Genomic DNA, 18437 nt, shown 5'->3' on the forward strand with positions numbered 1-18437 from the left:
TAGAGTGGAGTAGAACAGCTATGTATAATCAACTAGAAAAACTTATTACCCTAACAAATAATGATCTTAATTTAGTAAATAGACGCTTTGGCCAACGGACTGATATAACAAATGACCAACTGGAATTATTAAGAATTCTTTATAACTATGATCGATTATCACAATATGATTTAACAATGAAAATTAGTAGAGAGCAATCCATTGTATCTCGTTGGATAAAGAAATTAGTTCATAAAGGTTATATTACAAGTCAACAGTCACATGAAGATTTACGTTGTAAGGATTTATGTTTAACAACTGAAGCTAGAGATTTAATTAAACAAATCAATATAGCAAGATGTGAATTAATCGAAGCGAGATGTCAATGTTTAACAGAAGAGGAAATTAATAATTTGAATCATCTTTTAAATAAACTTAATAGTCGTCATCTTTATATCTAACATAGCACCCATCTTATTGTTTTTTATAACATAGCACAATAAGATGGGTGTTTGTATTAAATATAAAATTTAGAGCAAAAAAGAATCTGAGACAGAAATAAGTGTCTCAGATTCTTTTACGTATGGGCAGGCGATAACTGAATTGAAACTGAATTCAGTTTCACTCCCAAGTATTATTATTGATTAAATACTGGTATTTCAAAATATTTACCAACTGAATTAATTTGATCATATAAGTATTTTAAACTTTTAGCATTCAAATTTGCCCAATTAATATCAGTAGCATATTGATGTGTACCAGGTTGATCAGGATTCCAACGCATTTTATAAAGTGTATTTTGACCAGATTTAATATAATCTTGAGCAATAAATTTAGCTCCATCAATAATAGCTTTAGAAATACTATTCCAGCCAGATTGTTTTGCGTATTTAATTCCATTTACAAGTGGTGCATAATCATAAGCTCCAATACCATATACATTATAATATTTAATAGGGGAATTAGAAACGACTTGATTATTAACCAAATTTGCACCTTTAGCAAGTTTAGATTGGCCATTACCCGTTTCAAGTAAGGCATGAGCAATTAAGTAAATTTCATTAACACCTGTCAATTTTGCAGCATTAGCAAATGCTTGACCTTGGTTTTCTAACATTCCCTTACCTTTAAGTAAACGATTTAAACGATCTACAGATAATAATTGTGGACGATCTAAACGTAAAAATTGATATTTTAAAGCTGGATGTTTTGCAAGTGTTTTCGCGTTCATCGCATTTTTAATTTCACTATACGTTGCATTTGACCAACCGCTATTATTACGTTGAACTTGGGGTGGTGCACCGTAAACATTTTGTTGAATTTTAGTGACCTCATCAAGTGTTCTATAGTTTTTAGATAGTTTAACTAATTGTTGTTGTAAATCGCTTTTCTTAATCCATACTGATTTACCATTACTTAATTTACCATAATACCAAGTGATACCATTTACTACTTTTCGTTTTGTAACTTGAAAAATTTGTTCATTAAATGGCTTGAGTGAGTACGCTTTAGCTGAAGTAGGGTCGTCATAGTAAAAACTATTACCATTAGTTATAACTAAATCATCGTTATAGTCTTCTGTTGTATCAAAAGATGAAGCGTCTGTTAAATCTTTTAATGCAATCCAACCTGTTTGATTATTAACTGTACCGTATAAATACGTTTTACCATCAACAATTGTCGATTTAGAAGCTTTGAAAGTTTGATTAGCAATGTTGTTTTTATCTAATCGTTGTTGATTAGTGCCCCAAGCAATCGTATATAAGCCATTATTATTTTGGTTGACAGTATAAGTACCTTTCACTTTTTGTTCTTCATCTAAATTTTTAATATTTAAGTCTTTAACATTATACCAACCTAATGGGGTATTTCCAGAAGTACTAGATAATAAAACATATGTATGATCATCTAATTTTTTTTCTTTAGTTACAACATATGTTTTGTTAGCATATTGTTTTGCATGCTTACCACTTGCATCGTAAATACTTGAACGTATACCATCATTGGTTGAATTTACTTGAGCAATTTTTGAAACAGTTTGAACACTACTTGTTTTTTGACTCGTTTTTACAGTTTGAACATCGTCTGATAAAATCCAGCCCCAAACATTATTGATAACACCGTGAAGATACGTATTTGAGCCTACTTTTAAAGCGTCTATCGATTTTAGAACATCTCCCTTTGAAGGAACTGTTGCTTTAATTTGAGACGAACTGCCCCAAGGTGTTTCATATATATTACTATTTCCTTTGATATTGTAATTTTTAATACCATCATTTATAGGTATTGTAGTTTGAATATTAATTTCTGATGAAGGAATCCAACCGTGTGATTGATTACCATTAAAGTCAGAAATCAAATAAAAGTTTTTGTTATTTAATGTCGCTTTTTTAGTTACACGATAAGTATTACCGTTAATAGAAGGATTTATTTTTCCAGATGAGTCATATACTGTTGTGTAAGCACCATTATTTTTTTTAGCTACTTGTCCTAAAGTATTATTTAATTGAGAAACATTAAGTACATTAGTTGTATCCGCTTTGTTTTGAATATCATTTAAATAATATTTACTTACCCAACCAGTTAAACCATTTACTGAACCATATACATATGTTGATTTACCTACTTGTTGTGATGCACTCGCTTTAAATGGCGATTGATTTGATTTAGATACTGTTCCAGCAATTTGATTATAATTACCCCATGGAACAGTGTATAGTGTCGTTCCAGGTTTAATAGTGTAAGATTTATTTACTTTCGCTTTAGGAGTAATAGTATTATAAATCGTTTCATTTTGTTTAACCCATCCATATAATTTTCCACTATTATAATCGGATACTAGGTAATATTTGTCTTTACCAAGCTGTGCAGATTTTGTAACTGCTAAAGTATTATGAACCTGATTCGTCGTTTTTCCCTTAGAATCATATACAGTAGTATAAAGACCACTATTATCTGATTTAATTTGAGCTAAGCCATTATTAGATGTTACTGTTAATTTTTTATTATTTATACTTGGTTTAGTAGTAGGAGTTGAATTATTTGTAGATGTTGTACCCCATGGTGCAACTTTGCCCATTTTAATTAAATATTTTTCGTTAATTAAATCATATAATTCATCATAACTATAATTATGATTACTCAAGTAGGCATGTGGATCAGCGTGATCTGTACCTCCAAGATAACGACTAATAGCATAATGAGTCCATACTGTTCCTTTAGCATCATATTCAGCACTATCTGGTTTTAATCCATAATATTGTAATTGTGTAGCAGCGTAATCTGCATAGTTATTCATTGAACGTGCGAATGAAGCATAATCATGTGTATGAACTATTTCAACATTAATAAAACGATTATTTCCATATGGTCCAGCTCCCCAAGATAAATAATCAGTAGGAGCAGTTTCAATAATACGGTTTCCATCTACAAATGCATGTACAAACGCATTTGTATAATTATTTCTCATATAATTAATTTCGCCTTCAATCGTTGAATTGTCATTTGCAGTATCATGCACGACGATGCCTTCAGGTTTTCCAACTCCATTTCGATATCCATATTTAGGGAAGTAAGATGTATAATGTTCTTCAATCGAAGGCGCTTTCAAATTATTTGTGCGAATATAATTATTAATTGAAGATTTAACTTGCGGTACATATTTTGGTAGTGAAGACGTAGTTGAATATGTACTTACTGTAGCTGGACCACCTTTTCCACCAATACCTTTATGAACTGATGATGTAGAGTCAGAGACAGATGCATCATTTGATTGAGTTGAAGTTGTAGCTTTATTATTAACATGAGTGTTATTTAAAGCTGTACTGTATGCACGTACTTTTAAAGTATTATGCATTGGTGAAGTTTGAGTATTATTCTTTTTAAGAGTAGTATCTTCATTGTTAACTGTAGTGTTATTTGATGTATTTGATAAATTTTTAGACGTACTGTCACTTTCTGTAGTAGAAGATAATGATACTTTATTATTGTCATTATTTGTCGTTGTAGCATTATCTTCTACTTTTTGTTGCTGATTATTAACGACAGTAGTGCTTAATTGCGCTTTTGATATGCTATTGTTTTGACTTTCTACGTTATTTAATGTTGTTTTAGGCTCATCTGTATTTAACTTTTGTGTATTTGAAACCTGAGCACTTTCATTATGAGTTGATGGTGTTTCAGTAGTTACATGATTTGAATTTAAATTATGATTAGAATCTTCTGATGTAACTAATTTAGTTGAATCAGTTGAAGTAGTAGAGGTAGTAGCTACTTCATTATTATTATGTTTTGTATTATCAGATTGATAATTTGATATTGTATCACTGTTTTTAACTGTATCATTAGTATTAGAACGCGTTGAGTTATTTTGAGATGACGCTGATTGATTTAAGTTATCTAATTTTGCATCATATGTGTATGTATTATATGTATTATCAGTAGTATTTGATTTTACTAATGTAGGGTCTTGGTAAGTTTGCACGCCAGAAATATTTTGTGCTGCATTACTGACTTGATGTTTAGCTACATTGGCATTTTCAATATTTTGTTGATCATCGATTACATTATTAGCAGCGTTTTGTTTGTTTTCAGAGGCTTCAGCATGATGTGTAGTAAATGCTGCACCAAATAAAGTAAGGGCGATCATTGATGGGAATTTAAAGCTAAATTTTTTCGACATAATAGTTGCTCCTTTTTTAATTTACTTTTTTATTATAACGTCAAGAAAAGTAAGAGTAATTATTTTTAACTCATTTGTAAACTAAATTTAATTTTGTTCTTATAAATATCTAGCTGTTGTCATTGAAATTTAAGTATCGAAAAATATCATTTAAATTATTTTATACATTTTAATATGAGCAATATTTTCTTCTTGAAAAGGAAGACCAATACTAATATAACCTAGTTTTTCATAGAATGGTTTAACTTGTAGTTGTGCGTTTAAAATAAGTTTATGATGATGTTTTCGTTTTGCAATACTTTCAATCGTGTTCATTAATGTTTTACCGAACCCTTTATTGCGATAAGGTTTTAAAATTGCTACACGTTCTACTTTTATACCATCTTCATATGGACGAAATCGTGCACAAGCAAATGGATGATCGTTGTAATATCCAATAATATGAGTAGAAGTATTTTCAAATATATCTAATTCGCTTTCTAATGGAATCCCTTGCTCTTCTACAAAAACTGACTTTCTAATTTCAAAACAATCAGAAAGCATAGATTGATTAATTACTTCTTTAAACATGTGACATTTACCTACTTTCTTAAATTAAATAAATTCAATCATTTTATATTATTTAGATATAGAAAAAGAAAAACTCCTTTTACTAAAAAGTAAAAAGGAGTAATAAATTATAATGCTTCTTGGCGAACAATTGCGCAATATTGCCAAAAGATCCTTAATTGTGCGATGTTCCAGTTATTCATCCCCATAGTGAAACCTGAAGGCCTAAAAAGATTGACGTCTGTAACCTCTAAAGCGGCTGCAATTAAATATTGCAAAGGAATACTAATGCTTTGCATTGTTTCCGTAATTCCATTTTCATCATATACCCAAGAAAAGGGTAAATCAGATTCAAATACATCTACTTTATTAAAAATTTCAGGTAAAGCAACAATGTAACAAGCGCCATTTACAATTGGATTCACTGAATTCTCACCATAGTATACTAATAATGCCTCATAGTTTTCACGATGTTCATGATTAACATAAAAGAATTCACTTCTGAATAAAGCCATGTCTTGATTATGAATAATTTGTTGTTCTAATACGTTAAACATGCCGTTAATATTAGCAATTTTTTCATATGTTTTGCGTGACATTCTACGTACTCCTCTCAAATTAATATAATTGATTTATTTCATTTTGATTGTTGAAGTCGTTTGAGTTGTCTGAATTGTTGCTATTGACTTGATTACTCATTTGATTTTGTTGATCCATAGTACTATCAGATGGATTTTGTTCTGATTGTGATTGCGTAGAAGGGTTAGTATCATTACTCTGAATAGAGTTTTCATCTGTTGTGGTATCTTTTTGATTATTTTCTAAAAGAAACGAATCAATAGGTGTTAACGGTACTAGATTGCCATAATAATTAATGACTCTTTCATCCAATAAATCATTCTTATCTGTTATTTTAGATAGTCCTAAATCAGAACGCAATAAATTTGAATATTTTAATATACTCTTAATGCTAGGATTATAATAGTAGATACCATTTAAATAATCATTGTCACCTTTAAGTTGAGACTTTTTAAAGTCTATATTATCAGATAAATAAATTGAAGCTATAGATTTAATTTCTTCTGTTGTTAGGTTATGTTTAGCATTTTCACCTACTATTTGAACGAGTTCATCTAGTCTGTCATATGAATCTAAATTTTTTGCTTTCTGAAATAAAATTTTGATTAAATCCATTTGTCTCTCGCCACGTTTTAAATCTGAATCGTGATGACGCGTGCGTGCTACAGCCAAAGCTTCATCACCATTTAATTTGTGATACCCTTTTTTAACCTTGATTCTTCCAGTATCATCTGTGTTAGGTTCATCTAAATCATAAGGTACATCGTAATAAATACCACCTAATTTATCTACCGCTTGAACAAAGGCATCCATATTAATTCGAACATAATAGTCGACAGGGATATTAAGTGTGGCTTCAACAGTATCCATAGCAGCAATAGGACCTCCATAGGCATGTGCGTGTGTGATTTTATCGTAATAACCTACTTTAGGAATATAACTGATTGTATCACGAGGAATACTTAATAAACGGATTTGCTGTTTATTGGGATTAAGTGTTGCTAAAATCATTGAATCAGTTCTTGAATGTTCAGTTGTTTGACCATTTTTACGTCTACCTTCATTATCGTCTATCCCAAGAAACAATATTGAGATAGCGTTTTTAGAAGGATTCATTTTGCTATTTCTTAAAGTAGAATGACGTTTTGCATCAGATTTATTATATGAAGATTGCAAAGCATTCTCAGAATGATGATATAAATTGACAATAAAAATGACAGGAACAACAATAAGTAATAATGTTAATAGCATCATAAAATATTTTAAAAAACGATTCATAATTATGTGCTCCTATACGTATTTATTAAAAAAATAAGATAATAATTTAATCATACCATTTTAATATAAAAGAATAATAATTATTACTCCCATAGCCATAAATTGTATTACTAATTGGCTAAAATTACAACTTAATTTTAATATAAAAAGATAATGTTTAAAAACTTTTATTTACAATGAAGCAGGCTTGAAAACTTACTTTATCGGGCTAAAGAATGATGGAAAAAATAGTCGGAGTAAGATATATTAAAGATGATATTTTAGTGAAAATAATATATAATATAATTTATTGAAAGAATAATAATTTAATAAAATAGTGTAGAGTTAATTATTTTTATTAAATTGTAATGAGGCAGCAAATGAAAAAAAGAATAGAAATAATAACATTAACCATAGTTTTAATCATCTTAGTAACATTATTCATCATATTCTTAATGAAAGTATATAAAACAAATCATAAAGATACAGAATATAACAAAGTAAATGATAATAAAACGTATTTACAAAAAAGAGATTATCATGTATCGAAAGTGCCACATTTAAAGACAATTGAAGTCGAAGAACCACATATCAAAAATATTGATGAATATTTAAAAGCAATTCATTTTAATGGGGCAGTTACAGTTCTTGAAAATGATAAATTAAAGTTGAATAAAGGATACGGTTATCAAAATTTTCAGCATAAAACTAAAAACTCACCAAATACAATGTATTTAATTGGTTCCGCACAGAAATTTACAACTGGATTAATTCTAAAAAAATTAGAAAATGAAAATAAAGTGAATATAAATGATCCTGTCACTAAATATTTACCTTGGTTTAAAACGACAAAAAATATAACTTTAAAAGATCTAATGTTACATAGAAGTGGACTATATAAATTTGAAGCTTCTCCTAAAACTAAAAGTCTTGATAGTGCAGTACATGCAATACAAGCAAGGGGAATTGATGAAAAATTTTATCATAAACACTTATATAATGATGCTAATTACTTAGTGCTTGCTCAAGTAATAGAAGTAGTTACACATAAATCCTATGCTGCAAATTATTATGATGATTTAGCACAACCATTTAGTTTACAACATAGTGCTTTTTTTAATGAAAAACCATATAAAAAACATATGGCTACTGGATATAAAATGATTGACGGTAAATTAACTGCTATGAAACCAAATATATTAGATCAATATTATGGAGCGGGTAATTTATATATGACAACATATGATATGGCTCATTTAGTAAATAATTTTAAAAATAATAATATTTTTAGTGAATCAGTGTCAATACCACTGACTCAGCAATTAGGAACAACAGCATATCCTGAATCTTATCGATATGGATTTTATGTTACACCGCAATATAACAGAATTAATGGTGTGTTCTATGGACAAATATTTACTGTCTATTTCAATCAACATTATGTCATCGTACTTGCTTCAAATATAGGTGATAATTCTAAAGTAACAAATGAAAAGCGAATCTCATATATTTATCATAAAATACTAAATCAACACTCTTATTATCAATAAGAGTAAAATTAAAGGTCGGAACATTAATTGTTTCGACCTTTAATTTTTTAAAGTATTTAAAAATATTGTTTTATAATGTTCATTTATGCTTGATACGACTACGGAACAATTAGGATAGGAAGATTCAAAATCAACTACAGTAGCACCACGAGTTAGTGCTCCTTGTAATTCAATTTGCACATCTGCTTCTTTAATTTCGTAACTCTTAGGATCAAGTAAATAAAGGATCGTAAATGCATCATATAATTTTATTCCTTCTTTAAAATCTTCACCACGATAATGTTGGAAAATATGATACAACATTTGTGTCGTTTTGTTTTCATCTTTAAGAGTGTCTAAATAAGAATGAGTAAATAATGATTGACGCGCTAAATCTAATCCAATCATCGTTAAAGGCAAACCAGCATTAAAAACGATATGGGCTGCTTCAGGATCACAATAAATATTAAATTCAGCAAGGGGAGTAACATTACCTCTTCCAGTACTACCCCCCATCATAATAATTTCTTTAACATAGTTTTTGCATTCAGGATACGTATTAAAAAGTAGTGCTATATTTGTTAAAGGGCCTAAAGTTACAAGAGTAATAGGTTCATTAGAATGACTTAATATCTCATTCATAGCTTCTATAGCATGAGAAGATGCTAAATCTGAAGTAGAAATTGTAGGGAATTGATAGCCATCCATACCACTTTCTCCATGAATATGACTAGCATCTTGTATTTCACTTATTAATGGTTGAGAAGCTCCTCTATGTATAGGGACCTCACTATTGAAAAAGGCTTTTAATTTTAAAGCATTCGCTGTGGTTTTCTCAACACCTACATTTCCATTTACAGTAGAAATCATTTTGACATCAAATTTTGTATGAGATAATGCAAGAGCGATTGCTGCTGCATCATCTATACCTGGATCAGTATCAATAATAATAGGTAATGACATGAATACCCCTCCAAAGATTTTTACTTTTTCTTATATCTATCATACACAAAGAAGTCATTAATATAAACAAAACAAAAAGCCTGTACAAGTTAAAAAACTCGTACAGGCTTTCTTTTTAAGTAAGGTAGAAATTGAATTATAAGTGACTAGAATGGCCACCTTGCATAACCCAATAAGTACCAATAACTGTGATTAAAGTAATAATAATCGCAAATATAACTTTGGCAGATTGTACACGTCCATCTTTACCTTCAGTTAAGTGCATGAACATTAATAATTGTAATGCAGCTTGAATGAAAGCAAAACCAAAGATAATTGTTGTTTTAGCATGGAATGTCATGTTTGTGTATAGAGTTACAAAAACTGCTAATAACGTTAAAACGATTGAAGCAATAAAGCCAACTGTATGTTTTACGATTGTATTCATCCGCTATACACCATCCCTATCATATATACGGCAGTAAAGATGAAGATCCATACAACATCTAAGAAGTGCCAGTATAAACTTACTATAAATAATTTTGGAGCATTAAATTTATTTAATCCACGTGTTGCAACTTGGATTAATAAACAAATAATCCAAACGATACCTAACGAAACATGGGCACCATGTGTACCTAATAAGATGAAGAAACTTGACCAATAAGAGCCAACTTTAGGTGTTACACCTTCAGAAGCATAATGTGCAAATTCATAAATTTCGAATCCGACAAATATTAAGCCAAGGATTACTGTTAAAATCATCCAAAACATCATTTTGCCTTTTTCTTCTTTACGTAAGTAGTAAATTGCAATACCACAAGTATAAGAACTGATTAATAAGGCAAATGTCATAATTAGGACAAGTGGTAATTCAAACAATTCAGTTGTCATTTTACCACCGTAACTGCCCCCATGTTGCAACGTTAATAACGTTGCAAATAGGGTACCGAATAATGCAAATTCGGCTGTAAGGAAAATCCAGAAGCCAAGCTTATTCAATTGACCTTCATGCGTACGTGAATCAATAGTGTTTGTATCATGACTCATGACCTACAGCCTCCCTTTCTTTAATACGTGCTTCTCTTAAACGTGCTTCGTTTTCAGCAACTTCAGAAGCTGGAATATGATAACCGTGATCTTGTACAAAACTTTGATAAATCATAGTTCCGAAGATACCAGCTACACAAATTAGGAATGGAATGATAGATTGGAAGATTAAGAAGAAACCACCAACTAACATGAATATACCCATAAATACACCAGTATGCGTGTTATTAGGCATATGAATGTCTTTGTAGTTATGGTTGTCTAAGAAATGACGACCATGTTCTTTCATATCAACAAATGTATCATAGTCATTCCAATCTGGAGTGATTGCGAAGTTGTATTTAGGTGGAATAGCTGAAGCTGTTGACCACTCTAAAGTACGACCTAAACCATCCCAGTTATCTCCAGTTGCTTCACGTGGAGATTTAATGTGGCTGTAGATAATGCTTACTACTAAGAATAGGAAGCCGACTGCCATCATTAATGCACCGATAGTTGAAATGAAGTTTAATAACCACCAACCATCAGATGGCATATAAGTGTATAAACGACGTGGCATACCGTCTAATCCAAGAATGAATTGTGGTAAGAAACATACGTTAAATCCAATCATGAATAACCAGAATGCCCATTTATTTAATTTTTCATTTAATTTATAACCCATCATCTTAGGATACCAGAAGATTAAGCCAGCTAGGCAGGCAAATACTACACCGGTAACCAATGTATAGTGGAAATGCGCTATTAAGAAATAAGTGTTGTGATATTGATAGTCAGCTGATGCCATTGCTAACATTACACCAGTAACCCCACCTAATAAGAAGTTAGGGATAAAGGCTAATGAGAATAACATTGGTGATTCAAAAGTAATACGTCCTTTATATAATGTTAATAACCAGTTAAATAATTTAACTCCGGTAGGTACACCGATTAACATCGTTGAGATTGAGAAGAATGAGTTAATTAAAGCACCATTACCCATTGTGAAGAAATGGTGAACCCAAACTAAGAAACTTAAGAACGCGATACCAGCAGTTGCCCACACCATACTTTGGTGACCGAATAAACGTTTACGAGCAAATGTTGGAATAATTTCTGAAAAAATACCAAATGCAGGCAAGATAACAATATAAACTTCAGGGTGCCCCCATACCCAGAAGAAGTTTGCCCATAACATTGGCATACCGCCATCTGCTACTGTAAAGAAATGAGTTCCGAATACTCTATCAGCTGTCATTAAAGCAAGAACAACTGTGAATACTGGGAATGCTAAAATTATGATTAATGTCGTAATAAAAGTAGTTACAGTAAACATAGGCATTTGCATAAATTTCATAGTAGGCGTTTTACATCTAAGTATTGTTACAAAGAAGTTAATACCTGTCATTAAAGTACCGATACCTGAAATTTGAATTGCTACTAAGTAGTAGTTAACTCCTGGACCAGGACTAAATTCTCCTGCTAGTGGAGCATAGTTTGTCCAACCAGCTGCTGGTGATCCACCTACGATAAATGATAGGTTAAATAAAATCATACCAACAAAGAATAACCAGAAACTGATGTTGTTCATTACAGGGAATGCCACATCACGAGCCCCAATTTGTAATGGAACAACAACATTCCATAATCCAAAAATGAATGGCATAGCCATAAAGATAATCATAATAACGCCGTGCGTACTAAAAATTTCATTATAGTGATTTGATTCCAAGAAAGTATTATCAGGAATAGCTAATTGAGTACGAAGTAATAACGCATCAATACCACCACGAACGAACATTAATACTGCACTAATTAAGTACATTAAACCGATTTTTTTATGGTCTACGGATGTGAACCATTCTTTGTATAGATATTTCCATAACTTGAAATAAGTAATTACCGCAATTAAACCAATAATTAGGAATGGCGCGCCGATTTGTGCCATTGTAATCATCCAGTTACCTTTAACGAGTAATTGATCCCATGGAAAATTCATTAATGTTCACCTCCATGATCATTATCTGCTTTAGACGCATTCTCGTCTTTAGCTCCTTTATTGATTTTTTCCATTTCCTTAGCGTTGTGAGTTTCTTCATCTTTAAACTCACTATCGTAAGGGTCATTGTTGCCTAAAATCATTGGCTTCATACCATGACGAGGATAGTTGACATTAGTAACTGTTACCTTACGAGCTGGTTTTTGAGGTTTATCTGTTACATCTTTATAAAGATCTTTTTCAGCAACGAAGTTAGGATCTTTTTGAGTATAATTGTAACGTTTATATGCATAGAAGATATACTCTGGATCAGCTGCAGGATCGACGAATGCCATGTGAGTACCATTAAATGTTAATTCTTTATTTGGAGTACTTGGTAAGAGTTGTTTATCAAACTCATCTTGGCTAATAGTTTTTTTACTTTTAGCATCTTTAACCCAAGCATCGAAATCTTTTTGGTCTACAGAGTGAACTTTAAATGTTTGGCGAGAGAAACCTTCACCATTAAAGTTAGAGTTACGTCCTCTGAATGTACCAGTTTGATCGGCTTTTAAAGTCCAATTCATTGTCATGCCAGTCATGGCATATTTTTGACCACCTAATTGAGGAATCCAGAAACTAGTCATTGTATCCATAGCTTGTAATTTAAATACAACTGGACGGTTTTTAGGAATAGTTAATGTATTCACTGTTTCAACCTTTTGTTCTGGATAAGCAAAGAACCATTTATATCCGGCACTAACTGCATAGACAACTATTGGGTCTTCTTTACTTTCAGGTGGTTTCTCGTAATCGTATAATGTTTTAACTGTTGGAATAGCTAAAGCAATTACGATTAAGATTGGTACCACAAACCAAATTGTTTCAATTAAAGAATTGTGGTGCATCTTACCAGATTCGTCATTTTTATTGTAACTATACTTGAAAATAAAAACAGCGAACATAGTAAGTACAACAGCAACAATAACAAGCATGAAGATGATTGAGTAAATAATCAAGAACTTCTGACTACTTGCTACTGGCCCTTTTGCATTAAACACTTCTAAGTTTGAACAACCACTAAGTAAAATTAGTGTGCCAAACATAAGAAGCAACGACTTAAATTTTGACACTTTTTTGACCTCCTAATACTACAAATGTAGGGCTTACCATTAATTTTAGTTCATTACGCGATATTTACAAGACCTTATTAGAAAAAAATTACAATAATAAATAGGAAAAAACTAGTAACAATAGGAATGACGGGGAATGTAAGGTTTGTTAAAATTATGTGTCTATTCTGTGAAAAATGTCAAAAATAGAAAATTATTCATTACATTTGAGAAACATTATCAATTCTAGCGTTTACAATAGAAATTAAATAAAAAAGACAAGATGTTTATCTCGTCTTTTTCAGAAAATTGACACATTTATTTAACTTTTATGTAACGTGTTGATGATTCTTCGGCTCCCTCTGAGTCGATGACATTATATCTTACTTCATATGTACCTACTTTTGACGTATCTACATGACCATCAACTGTAATTTTATGTGTTAAATCGCCATCTTCTTTATCGTAGGCGCTAATTCCATTTAATACATTATAATCTTGACCTTTTTCAATAACAATATCATTTACTCCTTTAAGCTGTGGAGTATGATTTGAAGTAGCTTCTGCACTTAAATTGGGTGTCACAAGAGTAGCGGAGACACCGAGAGCTGAAAGAGATTGTATGAGTTTATTCATTACGTTAACCTCCGAATGTAATAAGTTATTTGAATAATTTAACTATACTTTAATTTCTGATTTTTAACATCATACTATAGTCTTAATATAGCTTATTCAAGATTAAATTTAAATGAACTTAAGATAAATAAATATTAAATTTATGTAAAATGAAAGTTCTGTGAATTTAAAAGAATTTATATTACATTATAATAAATATCGTACTAAAATATATTTGTGGTAAATAAATATATTTTACACATATTATTTTAAGTAGGAGTGGATTTGAATGTTAACAGAACAAGAAAAAGGAATTGTAAAAGAAACTGTTCCAGTATTACAAGAAAGAGGAACAGAGATTACTTCTTATTTTTACAATAGAATGTTCCAACAACATCCAGAGTTAAAAAATATGTTTAACCAAACTAACCAACAAAAAGGTTTCCAATCTACTGCTTTAGCTCAAAGTGTATTAGCAGCTGCAGTTAATATTGAGCATTTAGAAAATATTTTGCCAGTTGTTAAAGAAATTGCATATAAACATTGTGCGTTACAAGTACCACCAGCTGGATACGATATCGTAGGAGAAAACTTAATTGAAGCAATTAAAGCTGTTTTAGGATTAGAAGATAGTCATCCTATTATTCAAACTTGGAAAAAAGCATATCAAGAAATTGCTGATGTATTTATTCAAGTTGAAAAAGATATTTATAGTAAAATGTTATGGGAAGGTTTCCAACCATTTAAAATTGAAAAAATTGACCAACTTTCATCTGATATTAAAGCCTTTACGGTAGTATCAGATCAATATGATTTAAGTCAATTTACACCAGGAGAATATATTACAGTTGATGTAAGCAGTGAAAAAATGCCTTATCGTGCAAAACGTCACTATTCAATTGTTAGTGGTGATAACAATCATTTAACTTTTGCTGTCAAACGTGATGTATCTACAGACCATGAAGGTGAAGTTTCAACTATTTTACATGATGAATTAAAAGAAGGAAATGATATTAACTTATCAGCTCCAGTAGGTCCATTTGGTGTGGTTAATCAAGAACAACCACAATTGTTTATTGGTGCGGGTATTGGTGTCACACCACTTGTTTCAATGTTTGATGAAGTAGCTGAAAATGGAAGTCATGCACAGTTTATTCAAGTAACTGGAGACGTTAATGATACACCATTCACTTCTCATTTAAGAGATATTTCAAAACGCTACGACAAAGCGAAATATGAGTTATATGATAGACAAGCTAAAGGTTATTTAACTAAAGAAACGCTTGAAAATTATGTGAATAATGATAGTGAAGTATATGTTTGTGGAAGTGCTAAATTTATTCAATCAGTGATTGAAGTATTAAAAGAAATAGGCGTAAACCAAGAACATATTCATTATGAAACATTTGTTCCAAAATTAAGTGTGTCAGTATAAATGTAATATATTATTGAAAAAAGAGAGCGGCATAATTAATGTGAAATTATGTCGCTCTCTTTTTTTATAATAAACGCTTGAATTTAAATTATTCAATGCCTCTACGCATTTTTTCAGCTAATAATGTATTATTTAAAACCATAGTAATGGTTAAAGGACCTACACCGCCTGGTACTGGAGTAATAGCACCCGCAATTTCTTTTACTTCTTCAAATTCCACATCACCTTTTAATTTACCATTTTCATCAGGAGTATTACCTACATCCACAATCACTGCGCCTTCTTTTACATCGTCTTTAGTAACTAATCCAGGTTTACCTACTGCACTGACGATTACATCTGCATTTTTTAAATGACTATGCATATCTTTAGTACGTGAATGTAAGATCGTTACTGTCGCATTTGCTTGTAATAATAACTTAGATACAGGTTGACCTACAATGTGACTTCGGCCAATTACGACAGCATTTTTACCTTCTAAATCAATATCTGCATGTTTTAAAATTTCCATAATTCCTAATGGCGTACAAGGGACAAACGTCTGTTCATCAATGTATAATTTACCAATGTTTGATGGATGGAAACCATCAACGTCTTTTTCTGGATTAATTGCCTCTAAAATTTTTTGTTCGCTAACCTGTTTAGGTAGGGGTACTTGGACTAAAATGCCACTTACCGAATCATCATTATTTAAACGATCTAGTTCTTTTAATACGTCTTCTTCAGAAGTATCTTCAGCTAAATGGATAATTTCAGATATCATCCCTATTTTTTCAGCAGCTTTCTTTTTAGAATTAACATAGCTTTGACTTGCGCCATCATTCCCAACTAAAATAACGGATAATTTTGGTGTATATCCCTTTCCTTTTAAAGTTTGAACTTGGTCTTGCAACCCTTGTCTATAATCTTTTGCAATATGTTTCCCATCTAAAATTTTTGCAACCACAAAAAATTCCTCCTTGTTTATTAAATATCTGTCTATAGATTAACTTTAAAGGTATAAAAACGTCAAATTTTAACTGAAAAACGTAAATTAAGTTAAAAAACACGAATAAAGTTCGATTTTTGATTGAAATTAAATTTTATACTTGGTATGCTATACGTGTAATATACAACTAATAAGATTTATATTTTAAACTTTGAAAGGGTGTACAAAGTGAAAGTAGCAGTCATTATGGGTAGTTCCTCAGACTGGAAGATTATGCAAGAAAGTTGTGCAATGTTAGAACAATTTGAAATACCATATGAAAAGAAAGTAGTGTCAGCACATCGTACGCCAAAATTAATGTTTGATTTTGCAAGTGAAGCACGTACAAATGGTTATGATGTTATTATTGCTGGCGCTGGTGGTGCAGCACATTTACCTGGAATGGTTGCTTCAATGACAACGTTACCTGTTATCGGTGTACCTATTGAATCTAAAAGTTTAAAAGGAATAGATTCACTATTATCTATTGTTCAAATGCCCGGTGGAATTCCTGTTGCTACAACGGCAATCGGTAAATCTGGAGCTAAAAATGCTGGTATTTTAGCAGCGAGAATTTTAAGTATTGGAAATGACTCAGTTCGTAAACATCTTGAACAATATGAACAATCTTTAGTAGATAAGGTAGGCGAAATGCAAGATGAACTTCAATAGATTAAAGTTCGGAGCAACGATTGGTATTATTGGTGGAGGACAATTAGGTAAGATGATGGCACAATCTGCCCAAAAAATGGGTTTTAATGTAGCGTGTTTAGATCCTAATCCAGATAGTCCATGTAAATCAGTAGCAGATGTTTTTATCACAGCAGAGTATGATGATGAAGAAGCCTTAAATAAATTGGGTCAACAATCAGATGTGATTACTTATGAATTTGAAAATATATCTGCTCAACAGCTTAAGCAACTAACTCAACAATTTAACATCCCCCAAAGTTATCAAGCAATTGAATTATTACAAGATCGTTTAACTGAAAAACAAACATTAGAATCTGCAGGTACAAAAATTGTTCCTTATGTATCTTTAAAAGATGAAAAAGATTTGAATCAAGCAATTGAAACATTAAGTTATCCATTTATCGTAAAAACACGTTTTGGTGGATATGATGGTAAAGGGCAAATTTTAGTGAAAAATGATTCCAATATTGAAGAAGCTAAAGTGCTTGTTTCAAAACATGAATGTGTGGCAGAAAAATTTTTAGATCTCGATCGAGAAGTATCTTTAACTGTAACGATTGGTAATCAAAATCAAATTGCTTATTTCCCACTACAAGAAAATGAGCATCGTAATCAAATACTATTTAAAACTATTATTCCAGCTAGATGCGATAAAGAACAAGAAGCGAGAAAAGAAGTAAATAAAATAATTGAAAAAGTTCACTTTGTTGGTACTTTTACCGTGGAATTCTTTATTGATAAATCAAATCACTTATATGTAAATGAGATTGCACCGAGACCACATAACTCTGGACATTATACGATTGAAGCATGTGATTATTCTCAATTTGATACACACATTTTAGCAGTAACTGGTCAAGATTTACCTCAAGAGATAGAAATTTTAAAACCAGCAGTGATGATGAATTTATTAGGACGCGATTTAGACTTATTAGAAGATAAATTTGGAGATCATCCTGAATGGCATGTCCACATCTATGGAAAAACAGAACGAAAACCAGATAGAAAAATGGGACATATGACCATTCTTACAAATAATGTTAATGAAACTGAAAATGAAATGTTGAAACAATTTAAAGGGAGAGAATAATC

General features: G+C 31.0%; 16 protein-coding genes. 5 read left to right on the forward strand and 11 right to left on the reverse strand.

Going from position 1 to position 18437, the window contains the following annotated elements:
• Nucleotides 1-20 precede the first annotated feature (20 nt).
• Nucleotides 21-440 carry a MarR family transcriptional regulator gene (locus HMPREF2953_RS03855; protein ID WP_002448073.1) on the forward strand — a complete coding sequence of 140 codons (420 nt, stop codon included), beginning with the start codon at nt 21-23 and terminating at the stop codon, nt 438-440.
• Nucleotides 441-616: 176 nt separating this feature from the next.
• On the opposite strand, the gene HMPREF2953_RS03860 is transcribed toward HMPREF2953_RS03855, so the two are convergent.
• The 4 genes from HMPREF2953_RS03860 to HMPREF2953_RS03875 all read right to left on the reverse strand — a co-directional run bounded on the left by HMPREF2953_RS03860 (nt 617) and on the right by HMPREF2953_RS03875 (nt 7066).
• A complete protein-coding gene (locus HMPREF2953_RS03860; RefSeq protein ID WP_070671907.1) occupies nt 617-4660 on the reverse strand; it encodes a glucosaminidase domain-containing protein in 4044 nt (1347 codons plus the stop codon).
• A 150-nt stretch (nt 4661-4810) separates the two neighbouring features.
• A complete protein-coding gene (locus HMPREF2953_RS03865; protein WP_049335372.1) occupies nt 4811-5230 on the reverse strand; it encodes a GNAT family N-acetyltransferase in 420 nt (139 codons plus the stop codon).
• Nucleotides 5231-5337: 107 nt separating this feature from the next.
• A complete protein-coding gene (locus tag HMPREF2953_RS03870) occupies nt 5338-5808 on the reverse strand; it encodes a DUF2538 family protein (protein ID WP_070671910.1) in 471 nt (156 codons plus the stop codon).
• A gap of 19 nt (nt 5809-5827) precedes the next feature.
• On the reverse strand, nt 5828-7066 hold the full coding sequence (locus HMPREF2953_RS03875) for an LCP family protein (protein WP_070671912.1): 1239 nt from the start codon (nt 7064-7066) through the stop codon (nt 5828-5830).
• A gap of 359 nt (nt 7067-7425) precedes the next feature.
• Between HMPREF2953_RS03875 and HMPREF2953_RS03880 the strand changes: the two genes are divergently transcribed.
• On the forward strand, nt 7426-8595 hold the full coding sequence (locus HMPREF2953_RS03880) for a serine hydrolase domain-containing protein (RefSeq protein ID WP_070671914.1): 1170 nt from the start codon (nt 7426-7428) through the stop codon (nt 8593-8595).
• Nucleotides 8596-8634: 39 nt separating this feature from the next.
• Here HMPREF2953_RS03880 and rihC read toward each other — a convergent pair whose 3' ends face one another.
• The 6 genes from rihC to HMPREF2953_RS03910 form a co-directional block, all read right to left on the reverse strand.
• Entirely contained in the window at nt 8635-9537 is a 903-nt protein-coding gene (rihC, locus tag HMPREF2953_RS03885) for a ribonucleoside hydrolase RihC (RefSeq protein WP_070671916.1), read from the reverse strand.
• A gap of 136 nt (nt 9538-9673) precedes the next feature.
• The gene (gene qoxD / locus HMPREF2953_RS03890; protein WP_049335379.1) at nt 9674-9964 is read right to left on the reverse strand and encodes a cytochrome aa3 quinol oxidase subunit IV; all 291 of its coding nucleotides are present in this window, start codon (nt 9962-9964) and stop codon (nt 9674-9676) included.
• Complete coding sequence (qoxC, locus tag HMPREF2953_RS03895; protein WP_002448120.1) at nt 9961-10566, reverse strand: cytochrome aa3 quinol oxidase subunit III; 606 nt, start codon at nt 10564-10566, stop codon at nt 9961-9963. The genes qoxD and qoxC overlap by 4 nt, the downstream gene beginning before the upstream one ends.
• A complete protein-coding gene (gene qoxB, locus HMPREF2953_RS03900) occupies nt 10556-12544 on the reverse strand; it encodes a cytochrome aa3 quinol oxidase subunit I (RefSeq protein ID WP_070671918.1) in 1989 nt (662 codons plus the stop codon). Before qoxB ends, qoxC begins: the two co-directional genes overlap by 11 nt.
• The gene (gene qoxA, locus HMPREF2953_RS03905; protein ID WP_070671920.1) at nt 12544-13656 is read right to left on the reverse strand and encodes a cytochrome aa3 quinol oxidase subunit II; all 1113 of its coding nucleotides are present in this window, start codon (nt 13654-13656) and stop codon (nt 12544-12546) included. Before qoxA ends, qoxB begins: the two co-directional genes overlap by 1 nt.
• Before the next feature lie 297 nt (nt 13657-13953).
• On the reverse strand, nt 13954-14271 hold the full coding sequence (locus tag HMPREF2953_RS03910; protein WP_070671922.1) for a DUF5011 domain-containing protein: 318 nt from the start codon (nt 14269-14271) through the stop codon (nt 13954-13956).
• Nucleotides 14272-14539: 268 nt separating this feature from the next.
• Between HMPREF2953_RS03910 and HMPREF2953_RS03915 the strand changes: the two genes are divergently transcribed.
• Entirely contained in the window at nt 14540-15685 is a 1146-nt protein-coding gene (locus tag HMPREF2953_RS03915) for a globin domain-containing protein (protein WP_070671925.1), read from the forward strand.
• An 88-nt stretch (nt 15686-15773) separates the two neighbouring features.
• On the opposite strand, the gene folD is transcribed toward HMPREF2953_RS03915, so the two are convergent.
• Entirely contained in the window at nt 15774-16631 is an 858-nt protein-coding gene (gene folD, locus HMPREF2953_RS03920) for a bifunctional methylenetetrahydrofolate dehydrogenase/methenyltetrahydrofolate cyclohydrolase FolD (protein WP_049335387.1), read from the reverse strand.
• Nucleotides 16632-16841: 210 nt separating this feature from the next.
• Between folD and purE the strand changes: the two genes are divergently transcribed.
• Together purE and purK are read left to right on the forward strand one after the other, a co-directional pair.
• Nucleotides 16842-17324 (forward strand): 5-(carboxyamino)imidazole ribonucleotide mutase, encoded by a 483-nt coding sequence (gene purE / locus HMPREF2953_RS03925; protein WP_070671927.1) that lies wholly within the window; start codon nt 16842-16844, stop codon nt 17322-17324.
• Nucleotides 17311-18435, forward strand: coding sequence for a 5-(carboxyamino)imidazole ribonucleotide synthase (gene purK, locus HMPREF2953_RS03930; RefSeq protein ID WP_070671929.1), 1125 nt, complete (start codon nt 17311-17313; stop codon nt 18433-18435). Before purE ends, purK begins: the two co-directional genes overlap by 14 nt.
• Nucleotides 18436-18437 lie beyond the last annotated feature (2 nt).

The sequence above is a fragment of the Staphylococcus sp. HMSC072E01 genome (genome assembly GCF_001814125.1).
GTDB lineage: Bacteria > Bacillota > Bacilli > Staphylococcales > Staphylococcaceae > Staphylococcus > Staphylococcus hominis.

What these genes read in the sequence shown, in the direction of transcription:
- HMPREF2953_RS03875 (WP_070671912.1), bottom strand. Translation starts at nt 7,066, where the DNA reads ATGAATCGTTTTTTAAAATATTTTATGATGCTATTAACATTATTACTT.
- HMPREF2953_RS03865 (WP_049335372.1), bottom strand. Translation starts at nt 5,230, where the DNA reads ATGTTTAAAGAAGTAATTAATCAATCTATGCTTTCTGATTGTTTTGAA.
- purK (WP_070671929.1), top strand. Translation starts at nt 17,311, where the DNA reads ATGAACTTCAATAGATTAAAGTTCGGAGCAACGATTGGTATTATTGGT.
- rihC (WP_070671916.1), bottom strand. Translation starts at nt 9,537, where the DNA reads ATGTCATTACCTATTATTATTGATACTGATCCAGGTATAGATGATGCA.
- HMPREF2953_RS03910 (WP_070671922.1), bottom strand. Translation starts at nt 14,271, where the DNA reads ATGAATAAACTCATACAATCTCTTTCAGCTCTCGGTGTCTCCGCTACT.
- qoxC (WP_002448120.1), bottom strand. Translation starts at nt 10,566, where the DNA reads ATGAGTCATGATACAAACACTATTGATTCACGTACGCATGAAGGTCAA.
- HMPREF2953_RS03880 (WP_070671914.1), top strand. Translation starts at nt 7,426, where the DNA reads ATGAAAAAAAGAATAGAAATAATAACATTAACCATAGTTTTAATCATC.
- qoxD (WP_049335379.1), bottom strand. Translation starts at nt 9,964, where the DNA reads ATGAATACAATCGTAAAACATACAGTTGGCTTTATTGCTTCAATCGTT.
- HMPREF2953_RS03915 (WP_070671925.1), top strand. Translation starts at nt 14,540, where the DNA reads ATGTTAACAGAACAAGAAAAAGGAATTGTAAAAGAAACTGTTCCAGTA.
- HMPREF2953_RS03870 (WP_070671910.1), bottom strand. Translation starts at nt 5,808, where the DNA reads ATGTCACGCAAAACATATGAAAAAATTGCTAATATTAACGGCATGTTT.
- HMPREF2953_RS03860 (WP_070671907.1), bottom strand. Translation starts at nt 4,660, where the DNA reads ATGTCGAAAAAATTTAGCTTTAAATTCCCATCAATGATCGCCCTTACT.
- HMPREF2953_RS03855 (WP_002448073.1), top strand. Translation starts at nt 21, where the DNA reads ATGTATAATCAACTAGAAAAACTTATTACCCTAACAAATAATGATCTT.
- qoxB (WP_070671918.1), bottom strand. Translation starts at nt 12,544, where the DNA reads ATGAATTTTCCATGGGATCAATTACTCGTTAAAGGTAACTGGATGATT.